Source organism: Phenylobacterium sp., from assembly GCF_030693405.1.
Lineage (GTDB): Bacteria > Pseudomonadota > Alphaproteobacteria > Caulobacterales > Caulobacteraceae > Phenylobacterium.
Genome location: NZ_JAUYAW010000037.1, coordinates 38,221 through 55,698, shown reverse-complemented (window position 1 = coordinate 55,698; position 17,478 = coordinate 38,221). Strand labels below are relative to the sequence as shown.

Annotated in this window: 19 protein-coding genes; 12 read left to right on the top strand and 7 right to left on the bottom strand. The window is 68.0% G+C overall.

Annotated elements, in window-relative coordinates; genetic code table 11:
- Positions 1–21 precede the first annotated feature (21 nt).
- Positions 22–945: a sterol desaturase family protein gene (locus Q8N19_RS07320; RefSeq protein WP_305589195.1), complete on the bottom strand. Its 924-nt coding sequence runs from the start codon at positions 943–945 to the stop codon at positions 22–24.
- Between the two features lie 94 nt (positions 946–1,039).
- On the opposite strand from Q8N19_RS07320, the gene Q8N19_RS07315 reads away from it, so the two are divergent.
- The 3 genes from Q8N19_RS07315 to Q8N19_RS07305 are packed head-to-tail and all read left to right on the top strand — an operon-like array spanning position 1,040 to position 2,499.
- Complete coding sequence (locus tag Q8N19_RS07315; protein WP_305589193.1) at positions 1,040–1,669, top strand: TetR/AcrR family transcriptional regulator; 630 nt, start codon at positions 1,040–1,042, stop codon at positions 1,667–1,669.
- A gap of 60 nt (positions 1,670–1,729) precedes the next feature.
- Positions 1,730–2,293, top strand: a complete 564-nt coding sequence (locus Q8N19_RS07310; protein ID WP_305589191.1) for a lipocalin family protein — start codon at positions 1,730–1,732, stop codon at positions 2,291–2,293.
- A gap of 29 nt (positions 2,294–2,322) precedes the next feature.
- Entirely contained in the window at positions 2,323–2,499 is a 177-nt protein-coding gene (locus Q8N19_RS07305) for a hypothetical protein (protein ID WP_305589186.1), read from the top strand.
- A 15-nt stretch (positions 2,500–2,514) separates the two neighbouring features.
- Here the strand turns inward: Q8N19_RS07305 and Q8N19_RS07300 are convergent, their stop codons facing one another.
- The 3 genes from Q8N19_RS07300 to chrA all read right to left on the bottom strand — a co-directional run bounded on the left by Q8N19_RS07300 (position 2,515) and on the right by chrA (position 4,635).
- Complete coding sequence (locus Q8N19_RS07300) at positions 2,515–2,700, bottom strand: hypothetical protein (RefSeq protein WP_305589179.1); 186 nt, start codon at positions 2,698–2,700, stop codon at positions 2,515–2,517.
- A 68-nt stretch (positions 2,701–2,768) separates the two neighbouring features.
- Positions 2,769–3,194 (bottom strand): DUF983 domain-containing protein, encoded by a 426-nt coding sequence (locus Q8N19_RS07295; protein ID WP_305589178.1) that lies wholly within the window; start codon positions 3,192–3,194, stop codon positions 2,769–2,771.
- Positions 3,195–3,246: 52 nt separating this feature from the next.
- On the bottom strand, positions 3,247–4,635 hold the full coding sequence (gene chrA / locus Q8N19_RS07290; protein ID WP_305589176.1) for a chromate efflux transporter: 1,389 nt from the start codon (positions 4,633–4,635) through the stop codon (positions 3,247–3,249).
- 129 nt (positions 4,636–4,764) lie between these two features.
- Between chrA and Q8N19_RS07285 the strand changes: the two genes are divergently transcribed.
- The 3 genes from Q8N19_RS07285 to Q8N19_RS07275 all read left to right on the top strand — a co-directional run bounded on the left by Q8N19_RS07285 (position 4,765) and on the right by Q8N19_RS07275 (position 8,440).
- Positions 4,765–5,817 carry an extracellular solute-binding protein gene (locus tag Q8N19_RS07285; RefSeq protein ID WP_305589175.1) on the top strand — a complete coding sequence of 351 codons (1,053 nt, stop codon included), beginning with the start codon at positions 4,765–4,767 and terminating at the stop codon, positions 5,815–5,817.
- Between the two features lie 71 nt (positions 5,818–5,888).
- The gene (locus Q8N19_RS07280) at positions 5,889–7,412 is read left to right on the top strand and encodes an iron ABC transporter permease (RefSeq protein WP_305589174.1); all 1,524 of its coding nucleotides are present in this window, start codon (positions 5,889–5,891) and stop codon (positions 7,410–7,412) included.
- Entirely contained in the window at positions 7,409–8,440 is a 1,032-nt protein-coding gene (locus tag Q8N19_RS07275) for an ABC transporter ATP-binding protein (RefSeq protein WP_305589168.1), read from the top strand. The genes Q8N19_RS07280 and Q8N19_RS07275 overlap by 4 nt, the downstream gene beginning before the upstream one ends.
- Here Q8N19_RS07275 and Q8N19_RS07270 read toward each other — a convergent pair.
- The 3 genes from Q8N19_RS07270 to Q8N19_RS07260 all read right to left on the bottom strand — a co-directional run bounded on the left by Q8N19_RS07270 (position 8,437) and on the right by Q8N19_RS07260 (position 12,043).
- The gene (locus Q8N19_RS07270; RefSeq protein ID WP_305589154.1) at positions 8,437–8,625 is read right to left on the bottom strand and encodes a hypothetical protein; all 189 of its coding nucleotides are present in this window, start codon (positions 8,623–8,625) and stop codon (positions 8,437–8,439) included. The genes Q8N19_RS07275 and Q8N19_RS07270 overlap by 4 nt on opposite strands.
- A 2-nt stretch (positions 8,626–8,627) precedes the next feature.
- Positions 8,628–9,776 (bottom strand): PepSY domain-containing protein, encoded by a 1,149-nt coding sequence (locus tag Q8N19_RS07265; protein ID WP_305589148.1) that lies wholly within the window; start codon positions 9,774–9,776, stop codon positions 8,628–8,630.
- Between the two features lie 107 nt (positions 9,777–9,883).
- The gene (locus Q8N19_RS07260) at positions 9,884–12,043 is read right to left on the bottom strand and encodes a TonB-dependent siderophore receptor (protein ID WP_305589146.1); all 2,160 of its coding nucleotides are present in this window, start codon (positions 12,041–12,043) and stop codon (positions 9,884–9,886) included.
- Between the two features lie 141 nt (positions 12,044–12,184).
- On the opposite strand from Q8N19_RS07260, the gene Q8N19_RS07255 reads away from it, so the two are divergent.
- The 6 genes from Q8N19_RS07255 (at position 12,185) to Q8N19_RS07230 (ending at position 17,462) form a co-directional block, all read left to right on the top strand.
- On the top strand, positions 12,185–13,519 hold the full coding sequence (locus Q8N19_RS07255) for an OprO/OprP family phosphate-selective porin (RefSeq protein WP_305589144.1): 1,335 nt from the start codon (positions 12,185–12,187) through the stop codon (positions 13,517–13,519).
- A 52-nt stretch (positions 13,520–13,571) separates the two neighbouring features.
- Positions 13,572–13,778 carry an HIG1 domain-containing protein gene (locus tag Q8N19_RS07250; protein ID WP_305589143.1) on the top strand — a complete coding sequence of 69 codons (207 nt, stop codon included), beginning with the start codon at positions 13,572–13,574 and terminating at the stop codon, positions 13,776–13,778.
- A gap of 147 nt (positions 13,779–13,925) precedes the next feature.
- A complete protein-coding gene (locus Q8N19_RS07245; protein ID WP_305589141.1) occupies positions 13,926–14,783 on the top strand; it encodes a response regulator in 858 nt (285 codons plus the stop codon).
- Positions 14,784–14,819: 36 nt separating this feature from the next.
- Entirely contained in the window at positions 14,820–15,329 is a 510-nt protein-coding gene (locus Q8N19_RS07240) for a GAF domain-containing protein (RefSeq protein ID WP_305589135.1), read from the top strand.
- A gap of 59 nt (positions 15,330–15,388) precedes the next feature.
- On the top strand, positions 15,389–16,528 hold the full coding sequence (locus Q8N19_RS07235; protein ID WP_305589131.1) for a GNAT family N-acetyltransferase: 1,140 nt from the start codon (positions 15,389–15,391) through the stop codon (positions 16,526–16,528).
- A 7-nt stretch (positions 16,529–16,535) separates the two neighbouring features.
- Entirely contained in the window at positions 16,536–17,462 is a 927-nt protein-coding gene (locus Q8N19_RS07230) for a glycosyltransferase (RefSeq protein ID WP_305589129.1), read from the top strand.
- The last annotated feature ends 16 nt before the right edge of the window (positions 17,463–17,478 follow it).

Sequence of the window (17,478 nt, the reverse complement as noted above, 5' to 3'; positions counted from 1 at the left end):
TCTTTAGCCCTTTGACGCGCCTCACGCATCCACTGCCGTAGCGAGGGGGGGCGGATGGGTGGAGGCCCCCGTGGGGACCGCCGTCCCAGCTTGCCGACGAAGGTCTTCAGTCGTGGCCCCCCCGCCAGGCGCCCAGCCAGGTGGCGCGAAGAGATAGCCGGCCACCGTCTTCAGGGAGCGCGCTTTGCGAAGGTCCTTGAGCAGTCCGATCCATCCATGGAACTCGACATAGAAGGGGTTGTAGGAGCGCATGGGGGTGACAAGGCCATAGTCGCAGGGCTCCTCGTTCCGCTCGGGCACGAAGGTCCCGAACAGTCGGTCAAAGATGATCAGAACGCCCCCATAGTTGGCGTCCAGATAGGACAGGTTGCGGGCATGGTGCACCCGGTGGTGCGATGGCGTGTTCAGCACCCACTCCAGCGGCCCCAGCCGCGGGATCGTCTCAGAGTGAATCCAGAACTGGTAGAGCAGGTTGAGGGTCAGGCTGAACAGCACCACCCCCGGATCGAAGCCCAGGAAGGCCAGGGGCACATAGAACACCGTGGATCCCGCAATCCGGCTCGTGATTCCGAGACGGAAGGCGGCGGCGAAACAGATCTGTTCGGGGGAGTGATGCACCGCATGGGTCGCCCAGAACCAGCGGACACGGTGGCTAGCCCGATGGAACCAGTAGTAACAGAACTCCTGACCGAGGAAGAGCAGGGGAAACTGCCACAGCCGGTCGAGGCCAAGATCGAAGACTCTGTGCTCATAAGCCAGGGCCAGCAGGGGCGCCGCCAAGCCGACAGGCGCAACAAAGCGCATAAGAATTGTACCGGCCAGATCGAACATGGAGACCCCGAAGGCCCGCCAGTCATAGTCCCTTCGGCGCCAGCTCCATATCACGCCCTCGGCAATGGCGACCAAGACCAGAACCCCGACGATAGGCAACAGGATGGAGGACATTGAACGACCCTTGTGGTGGCAGAGGCTGAAGGCTAACTGAGTAAATCTCAGGTTTGCATTCGCATTTGGAGTCTGGGCGAGGGAAGTCGCAGCCATGCCCGAGGGCGCTGTTTTTACGAGGAAAAAGCCGACGCAACGGCGGGCGGCCGCGACCGTGGCGACCCTGGTCGAGGCTGGCTTTCAGGTTCTGGAACGGGACGGAGCGGAGCGCCTCAGCACCACTGCGGTGGCCGAACGGGCAGGTGTCAGTATTGGCACCCTCTACCAGTACTTCTGCAACAAGGATGAACTGCTCAAGGCCATGGCTCGGCAAGAGGTTTCCGAGCTTCTCCAAAGCGTCTCCCGGGCCTTTGCCGCCTCTCCGGGGGGCTACCGGGCGAGGTCTGTCGTGCGGACGATCCTCCGCACCTTCTGGGACGCGCCCGCCAACCGCCAAGCGGCGTTTCCGCTGCTGCTGCGCTATGTGGCCCGCGCCGATCTGATGCGAGAGGTTAAAGCATTCACCGCAGGACTTGGCCGCGACCTCGCGCTTCGGCAGTCCCTTTCAGACGAAGCGGCCTTTGTTCTGACCCGCGCTGTTCTAGGCGTGGTGAGCGCCGCAGTGAGCGAACCCCACAACCTGGATCGTGAGCGCTTGGAGGACGAGTTGGTGCAGTTGATCCTGCGATATCTCAATCTGGTCGGCGCAGAGCCGCCGGAGAGGACGGCTGACCGCCAGGGGTGAAGCCGGGGCGGCCACAGCGCCGTATCTGCTGTGCCCCCCGATCTGAAGGAGCCCCTTCCTGTGCCGTCTATCTCCATCGTCGCCGCCACCGCTGGCCTCATCCTTCTTGGGGGCGCGGCCGTCAGCCATGCCGCTGATCCGCCCACCGCAGGCCCGCTGGCTCTCGACAATTTCTATGCCGGCGTCTGGTACGAGCAGGCCAGGACTCCGACCCGCCTGACCCGGGGCTGCGAGTACGCCACCACCACCTATGGCCGGACCGAGCGGGGCGAGATCGCCGTCACCGACGCCTGCCGCCAGGGCGGGGCCGAAGGGCGGGAGCGGGCCATCTCCGGCGTGGGCGAAATCCAGGATCCAGGCCAGAACGCCGAGCTCTCGGTCCGCTACCGCTTTGGGCCCTTCCGCCCCAGCATCACCTACCGGGTGATCGCCCATGCTCCGGACGGCCAGTGGTTCATCTCCGCAGAGCCGGGCTTCGAGAAGATCTACATGTTCAGCCGGCCCACCGCCCTGCCGGTTCCGGAGATCGAGGCTCAGATCGCTGCGGTCCGGGCCATGGGCTATGCCGGCGAAGTGGAAATCCTGGCGACGCCGGGGCGGGCGGGAACTTCGCCGGCGCCTTGAGGATTCGTCTGGCAGGAAGGAGACCTGCCATGACCAGCAAGCGAGAGCTGATCGAGCCGACCGCCGGAGACAAGCGCTATGTCCGCCGAGATGAGGAAGGGAAGTTCAAGTCCGTCGTCGATGTGGGCCGCTCGCTGGCCGCAGATCAGCGCCAGGACGCCAAGACTAAGGCTAAGCCCGGACAAGGCGATCGCGGCGACCGCTGAGGATACGCCTACGCCTCAGGTCCTGACCCCGAGGGAGGCCGCCAGGGCGCGTTCGACGCGGGCCACCACGCTCTCGTCGGCGCCCCGAGCCCAGTTGGCATAGACGCTGGCCAGGGAGTCGGCGTGATGTTCCTGCAGTCGGACGCCGGCGGCGCCATAGGCGCGGCGCACCGCCGACTTGAACCGGTCTTCCAAGGTCACATCATCTCTCCCCATGGGGAGAGCCGTGGCGCGCTTTGCCAAACAGCAGGTTAATGGTGCGCGGTGTTTTAGCCGCCCGACGCCTTGCGGCGATCCCAGGTGAAGCCGCCCTCGCCATGCTTGCCGAGGCTGACAAACTCGGCGTCGCCGGCCTTGTGAACGAACTGCTCAGCCACCAACCAGGCCTTGACCGGCCGCAGGCTGCCCAGGCACCCGCCGATCATGGCCGGGAAGGCCACGGCCATCTGCGCCCAGATCGGGGGCTGGGCCATCACGGCCCAGATGGCCCAAAGCGTGGTGACCACGATCCCTACGCCGGTCATCACGAAGAAGGCCGGGCCATCGGCCGGGTCGGCGAAGCTGTAGTCCAGACCGCACTGGTCGCAGCCTTCGGCCAGGGTCAGGTAACCCTTGAACAACTTGCCCTGGCCGCAATTGGGACAGCGGCAGCGCAGGCCGGCGCTGAGGCTGGAAGGGGGATGGGGATTTGCCATGATGGCTGATCCTAGCAGGCCGGCGGCTTTTGGTGCAATTGCACTGAACGTCTCACCCCAGAAGGCCCGCCGCATGAAGGGCGAGGCCGGCGGCGGAGCACCCGATCAACAGGGGGATGACGCCGACCTTGAGGCCAAAGGCCGCGACTGCGGCCGCCAGGGTCAGGAGCAGGCTGGCCAGGTTGAGGGAGCCAAGGACCGGAACTTGCAGGGCGAGCCAGGCGCCGCCGATCTCCCTGACCTCATCGAACATCACATGCAGGGCGAACCAGAGGGCGAGGTTCAGGATCACCCCCACCACCGCCGCCGTGATCGCCCCCAGTGCGGCGTTGAGCGCGCGGGCGCCCCGCAGAGCCTCCACGAACGGCGCGCCCAGGAAGATCCAGAGGAAGCAGGGGGTGAAGGTCACCCAGGTGGTCAACACGCCGCCCAGGACGCCGGCCCACAGGGGATCCAGTCCCGTCGCGCCCCGCGCGGCCCCCAGAAACCCCACGAACTGGGTGACCATGATGAGGGGACCGGGCGTGGTCTCGGCCAGGGCCAGACCGTCCAGCATCTCGCCGGGGCGCAGCCAGCCATAGGTCTGCACGGCTTCCTGAGCCACATAGGCCAGGACCGCATAGGCGCCGCCAAAGGTGACCACGGCCATCTTGCTGAAGAAGACGGCGATCTGGGTGAAGGTGTTGTCCCATCCCAAGGTCAGGCCGAGGGTCAAGACCGGCGCTAGCCAGAGAATCAGGATCACCCCGGAGATCCGCAGCGCCCAGGCGAGGTTAGGCTGGGTGTGGTCGGGATTGGTGTCTCCCAGCACTGTCTCGCTATCGGCCACATCCGTGCTGGCGGCGCTTCCATGCCCTGCGCTGATCGAAAAGGCTGGAAGTCCGGCCCGGGCGCCGAAGAACCCGAACAGCCCAGCAGCGAGGATGATCAGCGGGAAAGGCGCGCCGAACACGGCGATGGCGATGAAGGCCGCCGCCGCCACGGCTGTCAGCGTGCCATTGCGCAGGGCGCGCCCGCCGATCCTCAGCATCGCCTGGACGACGATCACCAGGACGGCCGCCTTCAGCCCGAAGAAGATCGCCGCCACCGGTCCGACATCCCCAAGCATGAAGTAGAGGATGCTCAGGCCCATGATCGCCAGAAAGCCCGGCAGAATGAACAAGAGACCAGCCGCCAGCCCGCCCAACGTCCGGTGCATCAGCCAGCCGATATAGATGGTCAGCTGCTGAGCCTCGGGGCCTGGCAACAGCATGCAGTAGTTCAGCGCGTGCAGGAATCTCTGCTCGCCGAGCCAGCGCTTCTCCTCCACCAGGATCCTGTGCATCACCGCGATCTGGCCGGCCGGGCCGCCGAAGGAGAGGGCGGCGATCCGGGCCCAGACCCGCAGAGCCTCGGAGAAGCGAACCCGTTGGGGCGCCTGTGGTGCTTCGTCAGGATTCATCCAGGCGCTCCAGGGCTATACCAGCCCACTAGGACAGATTCCGCCGCCGCACGAGGGCCAAGAGTTACGAGTCATTGCGACGGGTTCTCAATGTCTCTAAGTCTGGGGTCGATCAGAGGAGCCATGCCCGTGACCCCACGCCTGACCGTCTTCGCCGGCTTCGCCGCCGCCCTGTCGCTCGCCGCCTGCAGCCCGGCCACGGAGCCCGCCGCTGACACCGCCGCCGCCGGCGGCGAAGTGAATGTCTACAGCGCCCGCCATTATGACGTGGACCAGAAGCTCTATGAGCAGTTCACCGGGGCGACGGGCATCAAGGTCAACATCATCGAAGGCTCCGCGCCGCAGCTGATCGCGCGCATGCAGAGCGAGGGCGCCGCAAGCCCTGCCGATGTCTTCGTCGCGGCTGACGCCGGCGCCCTGTGGCGCGCGCAGGAGGCCGGCCTGCTGGCGCCGGTTCAGTCTGAGGCGCTGAACACGGCCATTCCGGAGAACCTCCGTGAGCCGGAGGGGCGGTGGTTCGGCTTCCAGCGCCGGGCGCGCGTGGTGGCCTATGACGCGGCCAAGGTGCGCCCCGAAGAGATCGCCTCCTATGAGGACATCGCCAGTCCGCGGTTCCGCGGCCAGCTCTGTGTCCGCTCCTCGGACAACATCTATAACCTCTCCCTGGTCGGCGCCCTGATCGAGGCCTGGGGGCCGGAAAAGACCGCCCAATGGGCCCGCGGGATCGTGGCCAACCTCGCCCGCCAGCCGGAAGGCGGCGACCGGGACCAGATCCGCGCCGTGGCCGCGGGCGTCTGCCAGATCGCGCTGACCAACAGCTATTATTACATCCGCATGGCCGCCGGCGATGACGCGGGCGACCGCGCGGTCACCGAGAAGGTCAAGCTGGCCTTCCCGTCGCTGGACGGTCAGGGGGCGCATGTGAACGTCTCCGGCGCCGGGGTGACGGCCAACGCCCCCCACCGCGAGGCGGCCATCCGGCTCCTGGAGTTCCTGGCTTCGCCGGAGGCCCAGACCCTGGTCTCGCAGGAGAATGGCGAGTATCCCGCCAGCCCTGGGGTCGCCGCCCCTGAACCCACCGCCGCCTATGCCGACTTCGCCGCCCACCCTATGGCGGTGGCGACCTATGGGCCTCGCCAGGCTGAGGCCCAGGCCCTGATGACCGCGGCGGGCTGGCGATAAACGCGCCGGCCCTGACGCGGCGAGGCCTGCGCCGGCCTGGACTGCTCAGCCTGCTGGCCGGGCTGGCGGCGGTGGTCGCCATCCTGCCCCTGGCGGGGGTAGTCGCCGCCGCCCTGACCGGAGAAACCGCCGCCATTCCGGCGCGGGACATCGCCCGCTACGCCGCCACGTCGGCGGTCCTGGCGGCGTTGGTGGCTGTGGCGACAGGCGCCTTGGGCTCCCTGGCCGCCTGGCTGGTGGTGATGCACCGCTTTCCCGGCCGCGACATCTTCGCCTGGGCGCTCGCCCTGCCGCTGGCTGCGCCGGCCTTTGCGGTGGCCTATGCCTATGCCGACCTGTTCGACGTGGCCGGCGACCTGCGGATGTGGATGCGCGCGGCCCTGGGCTTTGACCTTCCGTTCGAGATGCGGACCATTCCCGGGGCGGCCTTCGTCCTCACCTGCGCCTTCTACCCTTACGTCTATCTCGCCATGCGCGCGGCCTTCGTGAACCAGTCGGCCCACGCTCTGGAGGCTGCTCGCGCCCTGGGCTGCACCCCGGCCCAGGCCTTCCTGCGGGTGGCCATGCCGCTCGCCCGTCCGGCCCTGGCGGCCGGAGTGGCGCTGGCGGTGATGGAGACCCTGGCCGACTATGGCGCCGTCCAGTTCCTCAGCGTCCAGACGCTGACCACCGGCGTGGTGCGGGCCTGGTTCGTGTTCGGCTCCCTGACCTCGGCGGCGCAGTTCGCCCTGCCGCTGCTGGGCGCCGCGGCCCTGCTGCTGTGGATCGAGCGCTGGGGACGGGGCGGCCGGGGCTATGAGAGCGCCAACGCCCGCTGGCGACCCTTGCCGGTGACGACGCTGTCTCGGCCCGCCGGGCTGATGGCTGGATTGTTCTGCCTGACCCTGATCACCCTCGGTCTGCTGCTGCCGGCCGCCTGGCTGGTGATCGCCTTCCTGCCAGTCAGCCCAGACTGGCCCCGCCTGATCGAGGCTGGGGGCAATTCTCTGACCCTGGCCGCCGCCGGGGCCGTTGTCACCGTGGCCCTGGCCACCGCCCTGGCGCTGGGCGCGGCCCGGGTTCCGCATCTGGCGAGACTGGCCAGCCTGGGCTATGCGACGCCGGGCGCGGTCATGGCCATCGGCCTGCTGGTCCCGGCGGCCTTCGTCTGGCGGCTGGCGCCAGGCGCCGCACAAGGGTTCGGGGCGGGCCTCATCATGTTGATCTACGCCTATGCCGCCCGATTGATGGCCGCCGCTCTGGAGCCCATCGATGCGGGCCTCTCCCGGGTCACGCCTTCCATGGTGCAGGCCGCCCGCACCCTCGGCCGCAGCCCCTCAGGCGCCGCCTGGAGCGTACAACTGCCCATCGCCCGCGGCGCCCTGCTGACCGCGGGGCTGGTGGTGTTCATCGACATTCTGAAAGAGCTGCCGGCGACCCTGATCCTGCGGCCGTTCAACTTCGACACCCTGGCGGTGATCGCCGACAACTACGCCCGGGATGAGCGCCTAGCCCAGGCCGGCTGGCCAGCCCTGCTGATTGTCCTGATCGCGCTTCCGGCGGTGATCTGGCTGACCCGCAAGATCGCCGCCTCTCGCCCAGGAGCGCCTGCATGAGCGAGACAGTCGCCCTGACCGCTCAAGGAGTGTCCAAGGCCTATGGGTCGCGCACGGCGGTGGCCGCCGCCGACCTGACCCTGCGCCGGGGGAAGATCACCTGCCTGCTCGGGCCGTCGGGCTGCGGGAAGAGCACCCTGCTGCGCCTGATCGCGGGTCTTGAAGTCCCCGACACCGGCGAGATTGAAGCCGACGGGCGCAGGCTGTCCTGGGCTGGCGGCGCCGTGGCGCCGGAGGATCGCGGCATTGGCCTGGTCTTCCAGGACTATGCCCTGTTCCCTCACATGACGGCCCTGCAGAACGTCGCCTTCGGCCTGCGGAAGCTGCCGGGGCGTCAGCGCCGGGACCGCGCCCAGGCCATGCTTGAGGCCGTCCAGCTGGGGACGCGGGGCGGGGCCTGGCCCCACGCCCTGTCCGGCGGCGAGCAGCAGCGGGTGGCCCTGGCCCGGGCGCTGGCCCGCGCGCCGCAGATCCTGTTGCTGGACGAACCCTTTTCCGGTCTCGACGCTCATCTGAAGGGTGAGGTCCGCCTGTCGCTCACCGAGGCCCTGCGTGCGGCCGGCGCCACCGTGCTGGTGGTGACCCACGACGCCCGAGAGGCCCTGCTGATGGCCGATGATCTGGTGCTGATGCATGGCGGCCGCATCATCCAGGCGGGCGCCCCGCGGGCCTGCTATCTCGATCCCGTCTCGCCCGACGCCGCCCGCCTGCTGGGCGAGGTCAATCTGATCCCCGGTCAGGTGCGCGCCGGCCTGGCTCACACCCCGTTCGGAACTGTTCCGGCGACCAGCTGCGCCGATGGGCCGGCCGTGGTCATGGTGCGCCCGGAGGGCTTGCGCCTCGCCGAGGCAGGCGCGCCGGCGCATGTGGCTCAGGTGCGGTTCGGCGGCGGCTATCACGAGGTGCAGCTGAAGGCAGACGGCCAGCAGGCCCATGCCCATGTCGCTGGCGCCGTTCCGGAAACGGGTCAGACGGTGACGGTACGTATCGCTCCTGACCTGGCGCGGGTCTTCCCGGCCGAAGCCTAACGCGCGCGGCGCAGACGGCCCCAGACCACCGCAACAAGCGGGGCGCTCAGAGCGAACCAGGAGATCCAGTCCCCCGGGCCATTGGCCACCAGGGCGGCGACCAGTCCGACGAGACTCGCCCCCAGGATCAGCAGGGGGGCGGCGAAGGTTCGCCACAGGTTCGCGCTGTCGGGCTTGCGGCTCATGCTCATTCCGCCGGCGCCAGGGTCGGCCGGTCGCCAAGCTGGGCGACCACAGGATCGGTGGCGGGCGCGCGGCGTCGGCTGAGCCACAGATAGAGGCCGCTGCCGAGGACTACGATGGCGGCGATGTCGAGCAGGGCCCACAGGATTTTCAGCGGCAGACCGCCATAGTCGCCAAAGTGCAACGGCCCCGACAGCAGCAGGGCCTGGGCGTACCATGGCATGGGACGGATGGCGGTGAGATCCCCCGTGCGGGCGTCGATCAGCGCCGGGGTCAGCAGGTGCTTGGTGAGCGGCGTGTCGCCCTGCATGAAGACCGCGTAGTGGTGCTGCGTGGAATAGGCCACGCCAGGAAAGGCCACGAACTGGACGCGCATATTCGGGGCTGCGGCGAGCGCGGTGTCTATCGCCTGCTGGATTGAGGCCTCGGCGCGGGCCGGCGGCAAACCGCGATAGGGCGCGGTCATCTGGGCCAACTGGTCAGCCTGCCAGTACTGGATGATCGGCAGGGACAGGGTGTTGATGGTCCCGGTCAGGGTCACGACGCTCAGCCAGGCCACGGTCACCACGCCCAGGAGGTTGTGGTAGTCCAGCCACTTGACCCGGGAAGAGCGGCTGACCCGCACCACGCCGAAATCCAGTTTTCGCATGAAGGGCGCATACAGCACCACGCCCGAGACGATGGCGGCGAACACCACAATGCCCATGAAGCCCAGGAACAGCATGCCAGGCAGCCCCATGAACATCTCGATGTGCAGGGTCAGGATGAAGTCCATGACGCCGCCTTGCGGATGAGGCGGTAGGGCCTCAGCGCTCGTCCAGTCAAAGGAGGCGAAGTGCATGTCCTCATTGGCCGCATCCGGCCGCGGCCCCGTAGTGACATTGATGACCGGTCGGTCCTCGTCGAAGCTCAGATAGAGCGGGACCTCGCCGGGCCGTTCGGCCAGGGCGACCGCCATCATGCGGTCCAGGCTGAGGGTGGGCGTCCCCAGCGGCGGGGCCTCGTAGGCGCCGTGGGTCCCGAGAGCCTCATCGATCTCGTGGTGGAAGATCAGCGGCAGGCCAGTCAGGCACAGCATCAGCATGAAGGCCGTCGAGACGAGGCTGGTCCACTTGTGGACCACGGACCAGGCGCGGACGGTGTTGCGGGTCATGCGGACGGGCTTACAGGCAGGGCTGAGTTTGCGAATTGCTTTCAACTAGGCGGTTCTGGGCCGGGACGCAACGGACCAATCCCCGCGCGCCCGGCCCAAAGCCCCAGTCAGAAATCCACCGAGGCCGAAACAATGAGGGTCCGCGGGGTCCCCAGGACCAGATAGTTGGCGCCCGGATAGCCGCCGGCCGAGAGCCAGTCGGCCTCGTCGGTAAGGTTCTCCACCCGCGCCCGCAGGGTGAGAGGCTTGCCCTGGGCGTCGAAGCTGTAGCGCACCCCCAGGTCCAGGCGGGTCCAGGCGTCCAGCTCCAGGGTGTTGGCCGCGTTGGCGAACTGCTGGCCCGTAAAGACGAGGCGACCATCCAGCGTGAGGCCGGGCAGGGCGGGCAGGTCGTATTCAATGTTCAGATTGGCCTGGCGCTCGGGCACGCCGATGGCGGTTTTGCCATCGAAGGCGCCGCCCTGGGTGCGTTCGCGCTCGGCGTTCAGAACCGTCGCGCCGCCCAGGACGCGCAGGCCTGGCATGGGCTCGCCATAGACGCTGAGCTCAACCCCGCGATGTTCCTGCTCGCCGTCGACGATGAAGCGGTTGGCGACCACGATGGCGCTGGGCTGGGTGATGGAGAAGACGCTGATCGTCCCGCCAAAGGTCCCCTGGTCGAACTTGACGCCGGCCTCATACTGCTTGCTGCGGAAGGGGGCGGTGATCTCGCCGGCGTTCAGGACCGGGACCCCGCCCACCGCCCCGGGCGCGATCTGGCCGGGGGTCAGGGCTTCGGCGTAGTTAGCGTAGACCGAGACGGCGTCCGTGGCCTTGTAGACCAGGCCGAAGGCCGGGGTGACGGCGTCATCGGCGTATTGCGACACCCGGGCGCCGGTATTGTAGTCAAACGAAGTAGTCTCGATCTCCTGGAAGCGGGCGCCCAGGGTGGCGATCATCCGGCCGTCCCAAAAGGTGATCATGTCGGCCAGCGCGAAGGAGCGGTTGTCCACCTCTTCGGTGACGCCGGGATTGTTCAGGTCGCCGCCGGTGAAGAAGTTGGCCGCCGGGGGCGCCACGGCGACCGGATTGTAGAGATTGCCAGGGAAGCCGGCGAAGCTCGAGAAGGCGTATGCATTGCGGGACTTGGACTGGATGGCCGAGACGGACGCCACCAGCAGATGGTCGAAGCCGCCGGTGGCGAAGGCCGCTCGCAGGCCGGCATCGGCCGAGATCACCTTGTCCTTGCGGGTGTTGTCGAAGCGGTAGGCCGTGATGGCGCCGCCAGCCTGGGCCGTGGGATTGGCCAGGACATTGGCTTCCTTGCCATCGCGACCGCCAAGGGCCGCCCAACCGGTAAGGTTAGGGGTGAAGTCGAACTCGCCACGGGCCACGCCAAACAGCTGCTCTTCGTCGGTGAAGGTCCAGGGCTGGGCGAAGTTGATATCGGCGTCGGGCGCTGCGGGTATCTCGCTGGTGGGCGTCACGCTCGGGCGGGGACGGTCAATCTGATGATCCTGATAACCCACGTCGGCGGAGAAACGCAGGCGGCCGTCATCATAGTCTAGGCCAAGGGCAGCAACTGACAGCTCCCGCTCCTGATCGGAGATGGCGGTTCCGCCGTCGCGGCGCACCAGGTTCAGCCGCGCGCCGAAGTCCTGCTCGGGGCCAAAGCGGCGGGCGGCGTCCAGGGCGCCATGGATCTGGCCGCCGGATTCGTAGCCGAGGGTGGCCCGCGTCAGCGGCTCGCCCGCGCGCTTGGGGACGACGTTGAAGGCGCCGCCAACGCCGCTGCCGCCGGGCGCGGCCCCGTTGAGAAAGGAGTTGGCGCCGCGGAACACTTCGACCCGCTCGACCAGTTCGGCCGCAACGAACTGCCGGGGGAGGATGCCGTAGACCCCGTTGTAGGTCATGTCGTCCGAATAGACCGGGAAGCCACGGACGACGTAGAGCTCCTGGAAGTTGCCGAAGCCCTTGGCGACCCGGACCATGGGTTCGTTCTTGAGCACGTCGCCGATGCCGGTGGCCTGCTGATTTCGGACCAGTTCCTCGGTGTAGTTGGTGGCCGAAAATGGCGTGCTCATCATGTCCAGGGCGCCGAACAGGCCCACCCGGCCGCCCCGGGCCACCTGACCGCCGGCATAGGCTGGCGCCAGCTCCACCTGCGATCCGGTGATGATCAGTTCCTGGACCTGCGCCGCGCTCTCCTGGGCCAGGGCGGCAGGCGTGACAGCGAGGCTGAGGGCCATGGCTGAGGCCGATAGCAGGATGGTCTTGGTGCGGGACATGGGGTGGACCTTGCGAGCCGATGTTTTTGAAACGCAGTCGCATTAGCAGTGTGGTGACGCCCTCGCAAAAGCTTTCCAATCGCAGATCACCGATGGTGGCGAGGCTATGGCGTAGTCGGAAGACCCTCAGTATAGGGAGGAATGCTTGCCCGCAGACCTCTTCACGCCGCCTGGTTGGCGATCGCCCTCAGCTTCGTCGCCGTTGAGGCGAAGGCGCAGGAGACCCTGTCGCCAGAGGTTGTGGCCCTGATCGAGGCGCAGGCGGCGAAGATTCGTGAGCTGGAGGCGAGGCTTGCCCGTCTGGAAGCGCGCAACGAGGCGCCGATCGCGCGGGTCACAGCTGAGGTTCAGCCGAAACCTGTAGAGGCGCCTGTCAGCTTGGCGCAGGCCGCAGGCCCCGCGCCGCCGAAACCCGCCGGCCTTGCGCCGCCCACCCTGCGCGGCCGGGCTCAGTTCGACGCCCTGGTCTACAACAACGATGAAGGCTCCAAGAGCACGGGGACCGAGGTGCGCCGGTTTCGCCTGGGCGCAAAGGGCGATCTGAGCGAGCAGCTCTCGTATGTGGCGGAGGCAGACTTCGGCGGCGCGGAGGTGTCGCTGCAGGATGTGATGCTGACCTATGAGCTGGCCGAGGGCCGGGTGATTTCGGCAGGCTACTTCAAGCCTTCCATCACGATGGACGAACTGACATCCAGCAATGAGACGCTCTTCCTGGAGCGATCGGCCTACGCCTCCACATTCGCGCCGGGACGGCGCCTGGGTGTCGCCGCCCGCGCCTGGGGGGAGCAGTGGGGCGTCAGTGGCGGCCTGTTTGGGGAGACCGAGGACGGTGACCTCGACACCGAACGGGAGGAAGCCTGGCTGGTGGCCTTGCGGGGCTATGTCGACCTGCTGAGCGGCGAGCCCGCCCTGCACCTGGGGCTGTCGGCCTACCATACCGAAATGCCCGAACGGGGTCCCGGCGTGTGGCTGCGCGTCCGCCCGGAGACGGGCCGTGCCCCGCGCCTCCTGGACACCGGGGCCTTCATCTCTGAGGAGGGGACCTTCGCCGGCGTTGAGATCGGCTATGGGGCCGGGCCATTGACCCTGCAGGCCGAGGGCGGCGGCGTGGACTATGCCGGCGCGATCTCAGCTCCCGACTTCTACGGCTGGTCGGCCCAGGCGGCCTGGCGCTGGACTGGCGAGCCCCGTCCCTACGATATCGAAAACGGCGTGTTCGGGCGGATCAGACCGGCCAAACCCCTGGGCCAGGGTGGTCTGGGCGCGCTCGAAACCGGTGTCCGGGTCACCTATCTCGACCTCGGCGACGAGACCGTAGATGGCGGCGAAATGACGACCTATGGCGTGGTGGTCAACTGGCTCCCGATCACCCGACTTCGCCTGTCGGCCAATCTGATCCAGGCCCGGGTTGAGCGGCTCCGCGCCAGTCCCGTGGATGAGACCCTGCTGACCCTGAGGACCGCCATCGACTGGTAGGTAAGGGGAACTCCCCTCTGTTCGGGACCGTTTGTCCTGAAAGGAGACCGCCATGTTGAATCTGAGCTGGGAGCTTCTCTTCCCCATTGGTGCGGCCCTGTTGGGGCTGGCCATCGCCTATGGACTGTTCCGCTACAGCCGCCGCGACCGCCGGAATGATGTGGTGACCGAGCAGGCCACGCGGGAAGAGTATCGTCATCCCGACCGCTACGACCAGACCGAAGACGACTTCCGAGACAAGGTCCGCCCGACCAGCTGAACGAGGCGCCGTTAACCTTGACCATAAACCGCATCTCAAGTCCTGGCCGGCAATGTCGGCAAGGACGGGGGACGGATGAACAGTCGGCGGCACTTACCCAGCGCAAATCTCAAGGCGGATGATCTGTCGGGTCTGAAGGTGTTGGTCGTGGACGACCACGCCAACACGGTCCGGCTGATTGTCGATGTGCTACGCGCCGCAGGCGTGGGGGGCGTCTACGCCGCCAGTGAGGGTGTCAGCGCTCGGCACGCCCTGGCCCGCCAGGAGCCGGACGTCATCTTCACTGATTGGCGCATGCCCCTCATGGACGGCCTTGAGCTCACTCGCTCTATCCGCCAGGCGGCGGTCGCCCGGGACCCCACGGTCCCCAACCCGGCCATTCCTGTGATCATGGTCACCGGCCATCGCAACGCTTCTGAGGTGGAGATCGCCCGAGAGGCGGGGGTCAATGAGTTCGTGATGAAGCCGTTCACGCCGGCGGCTCTGCTGTCGCGGCTCCAGGCGGTGCTCACCCAGCCACGCAGTTTTATTGTCAGCGCCAACTATCTCGGCCCAGATCGCCGTCGCAAGGCCGAGATCAGCTATGCCGGCCCCCTGCGCCGGACCAGCGACCCCGATGAAGTGGTCGATGTCGTGGAACGCCAGGCGGCGCGGGAAACCATCAGCGTCGAGCTTGAGGCCATGCGCCGGCTCATCGTCGCTCGGGGCGGGGTGGATCGCGCCACGCTGCAGATGACCTACCGCGTGATGCAGCACACCCGCTTCCGCGCCCGCCAGGTGCGCGACCGCATGTTGGAGCGGGCCACCGACGACCTGCTCGCCTATGCGGCCGAGGTCGGCGGCATGGAACATTGTGAGGCCGAGGTGGTCGAGGCCCACCTCAATGTCCTGGGCCAGATCCTGGAAGGCGACGATCACGACGCCGTGGGCGCCGCCAAGCTGGTGCGGGGCCTCGAGGCTCTGATCCGTCGCAAGCGCGCCGCCCGCCAGATCCTGGCGGCCTGATCTCGCCCCCGCGGCCGGGTTCGGCTAGGAGGGGGCATGGCCGAAGCATTCAACGACCTGATCCTGCCCGCCGAGAAGGACGAGCGTTACGCCGCCCTCGCCGACGAAATCGCCGCCGTTCTGGACGGCGAACCCAACCTCACCGCGCGCATGGCGACGGTGGCCTCGATGCTGGCCGCCAGCTTCGACCACTTCTTCTGGACCGGGTTCTATGTGGTCGACGCCGACAATCCCCGGGAGCTGGTGGTCGGACCCTATCAAGGAACCCTGGGCTGCCTGCGGATCGCCTTTGGCCGCGGGGTCTGCGGCGCGGCCGCCGAGACTGGCCAGATTCAGGTGGTGGAGGACGTCCACGCCTTCCCCGGTCACATCGCCTGCGACGCCCGATCGGCCAGCGAGATCGTCGTCCCGGTGTTCGATTCCGCAGGGGGGCTCATCGGGGTTCTGGACGTGGACTCAGACCAGAAGTCGGCCTTCGATGAGGTGGACGCCTCCTGGCTGCAAACCATTGTTCATAAAGTGTTTTCCATAAGCGGAGCGGCCTGAGGCTTGCATCGGCTCCCCCAGCTGATCCCTCTTCGGGACGGCTCAAGCGGAACCGTCTGATGTCACCAAGCCAAACCCTGCACCCGGCCGACCTCTCCCGCGATGACATCGCGGCCTGGCGGGCTATCGCCGCCGCCGAGCCGGCCTTCGCCTCGCCGCTGCTGGGGCCGGACTTCGCCCGGGCCGTGGGCGCGGTGCGGCCCGACGCCCGGGTGGCGATCTGGCGGCGGGATGGGGAGGCGGTCGGCTTCCTGCCGCACCATTTGAAGACAGGTGGCCTGGCCCGGCCGATCGGCGCGCCCCTGTCGGACTATCACGCCTTGGTCAGCCGGGCGCCGCTCCCCGCCACAGACGCGCTGGCGGAGGCGGGTCTTGGCGCCTTGCGGTTCACTGGCCTGATCGATCCCCATGGGATGTTCGACGCCGCCGTGCGCAGCCGCCAGGTCGCCTATGTGATCGAGCTTTCGCAGGGCGCCGACGCCTATCTGGAGGCGCTGCGCGCCCAGAGCCCCAAGCGATTCAAGAACTACCGCCGGCTGCAGAGCAAGGTCGCCCGGGAGCTGGGGGAACTCACCCTGAGCGCGCCGGACGAGGATCGGGCGGCCTTCGACCAGCTGATCGCCTGGAAACGCGATCAGCTCCAACGCACCGGCGCGCACGACTTCCTGGCGCCGGACTGGACGCGTGAGCTGATGGGCCGCCTGTTCTCAACGACGCAGGGCGACTTCCGTGGCCTGATGATCACCCTGCGTGTGGACGGCAAGGTTGTCGCCGGCCATTTCGGCGTGCGCCTCGCGGATGTGTACCATCCCTGGATCGCCGCGACCGATCCTGAGATGGGCGCCTATTCGGTGGGCCAGCTCTTCCTGCTTCAGGCCATCGCCGCCATGCCGGACCTTGGCCTTCGGACCTACGACCTCGGCCCTGGGCACGACCACTACAAGGCGCCCTATGCCCTGACCCATCGCGAGATCGGCGAAGGCACAGCCCTGGCGGCCGGCGCCGCCGGCTGGCGCTCGCGCCTGGGGGAGGGCGCCTGGCGTCTGGCGGGGGCCGGCTGCGGTCCGCTGGCTGGCCGGGTGCGGCGCCGTTTCGAAACCATCTCGGACGTAGAAGTCACCCTGAGCGGCCGAATGCGCGGCCTGGCCAACGCCGTGGCGTCCAAGGCGCGTCGCACCGGCGCGGAGATCGAGGGGTGAGTCAGACATGTCGGAAACGGTCAGCCTGATCATCCCAACCCAGCGCCGGCTTTCGGGCCTGAGCGTGGCGGCGCGCAGCGTCTTTGCGCAACAGGGCGTGCATCCGGCGCGCCTTGAGCTTGTGGTGGTCGACAACGACCAGGTTCCTTCGGCCCAGGCGACCGTCGAGGCCCTGGCGACCGAGGCGCCCTTTCCGGTGGTCTATGTGCACGAGCCGAAAGCCGGCGTCGCCAACGCGCGCAATGCGGCGCTAGCCCGGGCGAACGGGGAGCTGATCGCCTTCCTGGATGATGACGAGGAAGCGCCGCCCAACTGGCTCGCGGGACTATTGTCCACGCGCGCCACCCTGGCCGCCGACGTGGTCTTCGGCCCCGTGCGGGGTCGGGCGCCCCCAGAGGTCACCCGACACCGCGTCTATCTTGAGACCTTCTTCTCACGCCTGGGACCGGCGGAGACGGGACTGATCGAGGACTATTACGGCTGCGGCAACAGCCTGTTGCGCCGCGCGGCCCTGCCAGATCCCCATGCGCCGTTCTCAGCTCTGCGCAACCACATCGGCGGCGAGGACGACCTGCTGTTTGGACAGATGAAGGCGCGGGGCGCGCGGTTCGCCTGGGCGGGCGAAGCCTATGTCTGGGAGGACCCGGTCCCGAGCCGGCTGAGCCTGGACTATACGATCCGCCGCGCCTTCGCCTATGGCCAGGGGCCTTCGGCGGCCTGCGCCGCGGCCACGCCACCCAACTATCCTGGCCTCGCCTTCTGGATGGCGCAGGGGCTGGTCCAGGCCGGGGTCTTCGGACTGCTGGCCGCCGTGAAGTGGCTGCTCCGTGCGCCCGACTTCGCCTTCACCCTGGACCGCGCCGCCCGCGGCCTCGGCAAGACCCTGTGGTGGGGTCCCTTCAAGATCGAATTCTATGGCCGCAGCGCGGCCTGACCCGGTGAGACCTCAG

What these genes read in the sequence shown, in the direction of transcription:
- Q8N19_RS07320 (WP_305589195.1), bottom strand. Translation starts at nt 945, where the DNA reads ATGTCCTCCATCCTGTTGCCTATCGTCGGGGTTCTGGTCTTGGTCGCC.
- Q8N19_RS07260 (WP_305589146.1), bottom strand. Translation starts at nt 12,043, where the DNA reads ATGTCCCGCACCAAGACCATCCTGCTATCGGCCTCAGCCATGGCCCTC.
- Q8N19_RS07265 (WP_305589148.1), bottom strand. Translation starts at nt 9,776, where the DNA reads ATGACCCGCAACACCGTCCGCGCCTGGTCCGTGGTCCACAAGTGGACC.
- Q8N19_RS07240 (WP_305589135.1), top strand. Translation starts at nt 14,820, where the DNA reads ATGGCCGAAGCATTCAACGACCTGATCCTGCCCGCCGAGAAGGACGAG.
- Q8N19_RS07255 (WP_305589144.1), top strand. Translation starts at nt 12,185, where the DNA reads ATGCTTGCCCGCAGACCTCTTCACGCCGCCTGGTTGGCGATCGCCCTC.
- chrA (WP_305589176.1), bottom strand. Translation starts at nt 4,635, where the DNA reads ATGAATCCTGACGAAGCACCACAGGCGCCCCAACGGGTTCGCTTCTCC.
- Q8N19_RS07315 (WP_305589193.1), top strand. Translation starts at nt 1,040, where the DNA reads ATGCCCGAGGGCGCTGTTTTTACGAGGAAAAAGCCGACGCAACGGCGG.
- Q8N19_RS07295 (WP_305589178.1), bottom strand. Translation starts at nt 3,194, where the DNA reads ATGGCAAATCCCCATCCCCCTTCCAGCCTCAGCGCCGGCCTGCGCTGC.
- Q8N19_RS07305 (WP_305589186.1), top strand. Translation starts at nt 2,323, where the DNA reads ATGACCAGCAAGCGAGAGCTGATCGAGCCGACCGCCGGAGACAAGCGC.
- Q8N19_RS07250 (WP_305589143.1), top strand. Translation starts at nt 13,572, where the DNA reads ATGTTGAATCTGAGCTGGGAGCTTCTCTTCCCCATTGGTGCGGCCCTG.
- Q8N19_RS07235 (WP_305589131.1), top strand. Translation starts at nt 15,389, where the DNA reads ATGTCACCAAGCCAAACCCTGCACCCGGCCGACCTCTCCCGCGATGAC.
- Q8N19_RS07275 (WP_305589168.1), top strand. Translation starts at nt 7,409, where the DNA reads ATGAGCGAGACAGTCGCCCTGACCGCTCAAGGAGTGTCCAAGGCCTAT.
- Q8N19_RS07230 (WP_305589129.1), top strand. Translation starts at nt 16,536, where the DNA reads ATGTCGGAAACGGTCAGCCTGATCATCCCAACCCAGCGCCGGCTTTCG.
- Q8N19_RS07270 (WP_305589154.1), bottom strand. Translation starts at nt 8,625, where the DNA reads ATGAGCCGCAAGCCCGACAGCGCGAACCTGTGGCGAACCTTCGCCGCC.